At 45.9% G+C, this 6080-nt stretch carries 7 protein-coding genes; 5 read left to right on the forward strand and 2 right to left on the reverse strand.

Annotation, left to right across the window (positions count from 1 at the left end; genetic code table 11):
* Window positions 1-155: 155 nt before the first annotated feature.
* Complete coding sequence (locus QUA24_RS26450; RefSeq protein WP_333233338.1) at window positions 156-611, reverse strand: aspartyl protease; 456 nt, start codon at window positions 609-611, stop codon at window positions 156-158.
* A 119-nt stretch (window positions 612-730) separates the two neighbouring features.
* Here QUA24_RS26450 and QUA24_RS26455 point away from each other — a divergent pair, with 119 nt between their 5' ends.
* Window positions 731-2023: a pentapeptide repeat-containing protein gene (locus QUA24_RS26455; protein ID WP_333233339.1), complete on the forward strand. Its 1293-nt coding sequence runs from the start codon at window positions 731-733 to the stop codon at window positions 2021-2023.
* 686 nt (window positions 2024-2709) lie between these two features.
* Here QUA24_RS26455 and QUA24_RS26460 read toward each other — a convergent pair.
* Window positions 2710-3333: a TenA family protein gene (locus QUA24_RS26460; protein ID WP_333233341.1), complete on the reverse strand. Its 624-nt coding sequence runs from the start codon at window positions 3331-3333 to the stop codon at window positions 2710-2712.
* Between the two features lie 55 nt (window positions 3334-3388).
* Between QUA24_RS26460 and QUA24_RS26465 the strand changes: the two genes are divergently transcribed.
* From QUA24_RS26465 to QUA24_RS26480, 4 genes are all read left to right on the forward strand, one after another.
* Window positions 3389-3622 carry a hypothetical protein gene (locus QUA24_RS26465; RefSeq protein ID WP_333233343.1) on the forward strand — a complete coding sequence of 78 codons (234 nt, stop codon included), beginning with the start codon at window positions 3389-3391 and terminating at the stop codon, window positions 3620-3622.
* Window positions 3619-4581: a glycosyltransferase family 2 protein gene (locus QUA24_RS26470; protein WP_333233345.1), complete on the forward strand. Its 963-nt coding sequence runs from the start codon at window positions 3619-3621 to the stop codon at window positions 4579-4581. The genes QUA24_RS26465 and QUA24_RS26470 overlap by 4 nt, the downstream gene beginning before the upstream one ends.
* Window positions 4582-4716: 135 nt before the next feature.
* Window positions 4717-5529 (forward strand): HAD-IC family P-type ATPase, encoded by an 813-nt coding sequence (locus QUA24_RS26475; RefSeq protein ID WP_333233347.1) that lies wholly within the window; start codon window positions 4717-4719, stop codon window positions 5527-5529.
* Window positions 5530-5538: 9 nt separating this feature from the next.
* Window positions 5539-6051 (forward strand): cation transporting ATPase C-terminal domain-containing protein, encoded by a 513-nt coding sequence (locus QUA24_RS26480; RefSeq protein ID WP_333233349.1) that lies wholly within the window; start codon window positions 5539-5541, stop codon window positions 6049-6051.
* Window positions 6052-6080: the final 29 nt, after the last annotated feature.

Consider the following 6080-nt stretch of genomic DNA (forward strand, 5'->3'; position numbering starts at 1 on the left):
TTTTAGGTCGGGGAGTTTTTCCATTCCTTGATCTAATGTCTATCTTGTCTTCTTGTCAAGGGGGTTGAGCAATTACCATTTTTGATGGCTGGTAATTGGCTGGAGCTGAGAGAAATCACAGGCGAGAGGTTTGTGTTACGGTAAACGCCTCTCAACTAACCCATCAGATATGTTTGCTGATTGTTCATCGGCAATACTCGCAACCGTCGATTTTTCAAATCTGGTTCTAAGCCTAGTTCTTCCATTGGAATCACACCCAACAAAACAGCAGAAACGCCTTCGGGCAATTCTAAACAATCAAATCTGCCTTCTCTCCCCTCTACAATAATTTGAGCGTCGGCAAAAATTCGACCCTTTTTTATGCCCGCTGATGTTTCTACATCTCTTTCTCCTACTTGTATTAAGCCTAACTGGCTAATAATGCGAGCTGGCAAGGAAAGCAGAGTTACTCCGGTATCGACAACAACGTTATCGAGGATAACAGAGCGAACTTCCTCAGCAGAAATAAATCCCCCTTCAGCCATAACTCGATCGATGCGATTCGTGACGGTGATTGTAGTGATCACTTGACCCATTTGTTTTTCTTGCAGATTGGGGAGTACTAGGGCCATAGTATGTTATCTGTTCGAGTGTAATTAGTTGAGATTTATATTGTAATATTATCTAGAATCATGCTTGGTTGGTTAAAATCGTTTTATTGACCAGCCACAGTTAGAATTTGCCTCAACGCATGACACCCGAACCAAACTCTTCTCAACCCAATCGCCCTGAATCTAACGTGACTGTAGAAAGTCAGAACGGTGCGAGCCCTAATGTGCCACCAGAATCAGGGATAATCGTCGCTACTGCTGAACCGGAAAAACCGCAGCAGCCGCCTCCAACCCGCAAGGTTTTATTGCCACAGCAGCCGGAACAAACGACTCCTGAGAAGTCGGGGTCAGTCCTGACGCTGGGGTTGATCGCAGCGATGATTTTTGGGCTGGCCAATGACAACATTTGGCTGGGCTTAATTGGCGCCGTCGGTGCGATTGGCATATCGCTGCGGCTAATGTGGCCGAGTTGGGGCAAAATCTGGGTGCAGGTAATTCCGCCAACTTGGCGCACGCTGATCGTCGCTTGCTTTGGGCTTTTAGCTGGGATTGTTGGCTTGCTGATGCTCAGCGGTAGTAATACGGAACCGGGAAGCCGCAACATCCAAATCAACTGGGACGCGATCGGGGCTCTCGGCGAGTTGATCGGTGCTTTGGGCCAAATTTTGATCGCAATTTTAGGCGTTTACGTGGCTTGGCGGCAGTATGTGATATCCAAAGATTTGACTATTCAGCAAAATCGAATTACGCAGCAGCAAACGATCGATGCTTATTTTCAAGGGGTTTCGGACTTAGCCCTTGACGAACAAGGGTTTTTGGAAGACTGGCCGCAGGAAAGGGCGATCGCAGAAGGCCGTACCGCTGCGATTATGAGCAGTGTAGATGCTGAAGGTAAAGCTAAAATTCTGCGGTTTTTGTCGCAGTCGAGATTGGTTACTCCGCTGAAGCGCGATCGGCTTTTAGGCCGTCCCATCCTTGACGGTGACGGCGGCTACGCTGAAGATAGGGATCACGGTATCCGCGTTATCGATCTCAATGTCATGTTAGCGGGTGCTGACCTGGCTGGCACTGATTTGCGGTGGACGGATTTGAGCGAAGCCAACCTCGTCCGCGCCAATCTCAGCAAGTGCGATTTAGTGAAAGCCAACCTCTCGCGCGCTGTCTTGTATGACGCCAATCTCGCTCGCGCCGACATGAGAGCCGCCGCATTATTCTACGGCTCGGCAGAAACTGCATCCCCCCGCAGCCGTACCGAATTTCCCAACTATCAAACGGGCGAACATACCGGCGCTGTGGTTGAACGCGCTGATTTCACCGCTGTCAAGCGACTGTCGGACGAGCAGCGCTATTACTGCTGCGCTTGGTGTGGCTCGAAGTCGAGAGAGACTATTCCCGGTGGCTGCGAAGGGATTCCCAATAAACTCGGACGTTAAGCCGGGACAGGTTAATTTTTGTAATTGCTATGTGGTTTCTGAGCCGATCGATAATGGCGATCGGGATGCAGGTAATTGCTCCTTTAGTCTGCAAGAAACTGCCCCTGTATGGGAGTCGGTCACCTCTAGATTTTGTAAGTGGCTGACTCCTCAAAAGTGGCTGGGTACTGTTTTCGCATTGGGACGGTAAATGGTACATCGAAATAGCTAATTTAGGCTACAGCTATGCAGATGATGGACACCAGCATTCTGTCGCTTTTTATCCGCTGTTTACTTTGCTCATTCGCGACTTTACGGCTCTGGGAATGCAAGTGGGATTAGCACGGCTCATTAATTATTGGGCGTTTTTGGTTGCATTATTTCTGGTTGCAAGCTGTTAGTAAATTTGCGATGATTTAGGGCTGTGGCTATTTCGGGTATTCGCGAAAAAGGCTAAGCATTACAGTCAGCTATTTCGGTTTTTGCTCTTTAGCGCTACTGAGCAATTCCGGTGATCTGCAATCGGTTCATCGCTACGTTTACGGCATTGTTTAGCTTTCAATGGCACTCGGTTTAGTGTTGAGTAATCAGCCTTGTTTTGGATATGCTGTTATGACATTATTTGCTACATTCCTGCTGTATATGGCTGTTAAATTTACTGCGTGTAGGTAGCTTAAGATAGTTTTCCATTTTTGCACAAACTTAATTTACTCTATTTCCCAAGCTGCTTGAAAAAAGTCTCTTTCGCATAGCATAGCGTAGCGATAGGTTGCTTCTACTTCTGGCCCAGCATCTGCGTAGCGATCGACCAAACCTTCTAGGCGTTTTGCTAAAATCTCAAAATCTGGGCTGCTATAGGTGGAAATCCAGTCGCTAAAGGCGTGTTCCGGTATATTACCTGTAGCTAGCTGCTGTCCCAAAAAAGCATACAACCGCAAGCAAGGAGTCATGGCGGCTACTGTCAAACCTACACCACTCCCCCAGGCTGTCGCTAATAAAAAATCTGTGTAGCGGCGGGTAGCGATTCCCGGTTTGGTCTCTTGTAAGTTTACCCCCCATTTGGCTGCATATCCTTGATGCAAACGAAGTTCTTCTAAAACGCCACTACCGAGATTGTGGAGAATTTCAAACCCACCCCAGTCGGGTGCTTTTGCCGCAGCGATACTATAAGCGCGAGCGAAGGCTCCCAGAAAAAATGCGTCTTGTGCAACGTAATATGCAAAACTATTTTGGGGGAGGCTGCCGTGAGCAATGCCTCTGACAAAGGGATGTTGCAGACAAGCTTCGCTTAAGTCTTGATTTGCTTGCCAAAGATCATTGGAATTTGTCATGCAATTTTGAATCGATGGGTTATGATTGTAATTTTTATAGTCTGACTAAACATCTATGATAACAGATGTTTTCGCTGGGCGTGTGTCAGTCTTATGGTATCTTTTATTTTTCGTATTTAAGAAAATAGATAAGTGTTGGTACGCGGCTATTGGGTGGGCTGCTGTTGTCTGGCTCAAAGAGCGAAATTACCTGCCGAACATCTCTGGTGAAGCAGCCAGGGTGTTTTGGGAAAAAGAAACTTTTGATTTAACGGTTGAAAAGCCGATTTTTAAACAGAAACTGCAATGAACGATACACCTAAGTATTCCTTGGTAATTCCTATCTATAACGAAGAAGAAAATCTCGCTGAATTGTATCGGCGAATTAGTGCGGTGATTGATCGAATGGACGGCCCAGTAGAATTAATTTTAATCAATGATGGCAGTCGCGATCGCTCTCTAGAACTTTTGCGAGAATTGCACGAAAAAGACTCGCGAATTTGTTACCTCAGTTTGGCCCGCAATTTCGGTCATCAAATAGCTGTAACTGCTGGTTTAAACTTTTCTAGCGGTCAAGTTGTAGTCATCATGGACGGCGATTTGCAAGACCCACCAGAGCTAATTATAGATATGGTAGAACAGTGGCAGCAGGGCTATCAAGTTGTTTACGCTCAACGCACTCAACGCCGTCAAGAAGGTTGGTTTAAGCGGTTACCAGCTTATATGTATTATCGCATTTTGCGCCATCTTGCTGATGTTGATATTCCGATAGATACCGGAGATTTTTGTTTGATGGATAGGTGCGTGGTAGATGTACTCAACGCCATGCCAGAACGCAATCGTTACATTCGGGGACTGCGGGCTTGGATTGGTTTTAAACAAACGGCGGTTAAGTTTGAACGTGATCCGCGTTTTGCAGGCGAGGTTAAGTATACCTTCAGAAAATCTTTAAGTTTGGCGATGAATGGTTTAGTCTCTTTTTCAAAAGTTCCCCTCCGACTTTCGATTTATATGGGGTTATTTGCTGCTTTTATATCTGTGTTAATGGCTTTTTTGATTTTGTATTGGCGGCTTTTTTATCCAAGTTCTGCCTTAACTGGTTTGACAATTGTGATGATGGCTGTTTTCTTTTTGGGTGCGGTGCAGTTGGTGAGTATTGGGATTTTGGGCCAGTATATAGGGCGTATTTACGAGGAGGTGAAGGGCCGACCACTTTATACGCTGGCAGAAGTTGCTGGTTTTGGCGATCGACACCGATCGCCAAAATAATTTTAGCAAACAACGGTTAACTCATCGTGCCTAAATTATCTAATTTATGAGATAATTTAAGATTATAAAATCTTCTCAAGACTCATCTTTAAACTTTACGAGTATTCCCCATCGGGCAATTGCTATAAAGTTCGCTTGCTGTTAACTCAACTTAATATTCCCTTCGATCGCACAGAAATTGATATTCTTCAAGGAAAAAGCCGTTCGGCAGAGTCTGTTCTCAAGCAATGCCATCACCAAATTGATGCAGATGGTCAAAACATCGATTTAAATCGAGAGGAAATTGAGCAAGTTGTCGATCGCATTGCATCCCAAGGTTTACGGGTTCTGGCATTTGCTAAAAAAGAAATCTCTGCCCAAAAGCAGGGGATCGATCGCGAAGATATTGACGAATATCTAGTCTTTCTGGGACTCCAAGGCATGATAGACCCACCCACAGCCGAAGCGATCGTCGCCGTGCGAACTTGTCAGTCTGTGGGAATTCAAGTCAAAATGATCACGGGCGATCATGCCCTAACTGTGGCCATGATCGCCCGTAAAATGGGACTGGGCCAAGAATCAGATGCCCTGGTGTTCACTGGGAAGCAACTGGCAGAAATGGACGCTCAAGAACTGGCGAATGTCGTTGAAGTTAGTAATGTGTTTGCCCGGGTTGCGCCTGAACAGAAACTGCGACTGGTGGAAGCTTTGCAGTCTAAAAGTGAAATTGTTGCCATGACTGGAGATGGGGTCAATGATGCCCCAGCACTGAAGCAGGCGGATATTGGCATAGCGATGGGGATTACAGGCACGGAAGTTGCCAAAGAAGCAGCAGATATGGTGTTGACCGATGATAACTTTGCCTCCATTGAAGCCGCCATAGAAGAAGGACGCACCGTTTATGGCAACCTGCTGAAAACCATTGGGTTTATCCTACCCGTTAATCGTGGAGAGGCGCTGACCATATAGGTGGGAATCTTGGCTGGTACCACCCTGCCAATTTTGCCGGTGCAGATTCTCTGGGTGAATATGGTGAGTTCCGTCGCCCTTAGTGCCACTCTAGCGTTTGAGCCAAAATCGTCTGAGACTATGCAGCGATCGCCCCGCCGTCCCAATGAACCCCTATTAACGAAAAAATTGCTGTGGCGCATCCTGATTATTTCCATCTTCAATCTCATTGCTGTAGTTGGAATTTTTGAATTGGCTTCGCAAGCCACAGGTAATATCAATTTGGCTCGGACAATGGCAGTCCATACCCTCGTTTCCGCAGAAACCTTTTACTTATTGAGTATTAGCCAATGTATTCCATCTCTGTTTGCGTATTTTAAATATCGCACTCAAGAAATTGCCTTTATTCCTGCGATCGGTGTGGCTTGTGTGTTTATATTTCAAGTTTTATTTAGCCAGTTGACTTTCATAAACCCGCTATGTGCTACCCAACCGCTTATAGCCTTTCTCAGAAAGATGAGGTACAATAACAGCAGTGTGTAAACCAGTTAAAAATATTTGATGATGTAACT

Origin of the sequence: Microcoleus sp. Pol12B5 (assembly GCF_036701335.1) — a bacterium.
Classification (GTDB): domain Bacteria; phylum Cyanobacteriota; class Cyanobacteriia; order Cyanobacteriales; family Microcoleaceae; genus Microcoleus.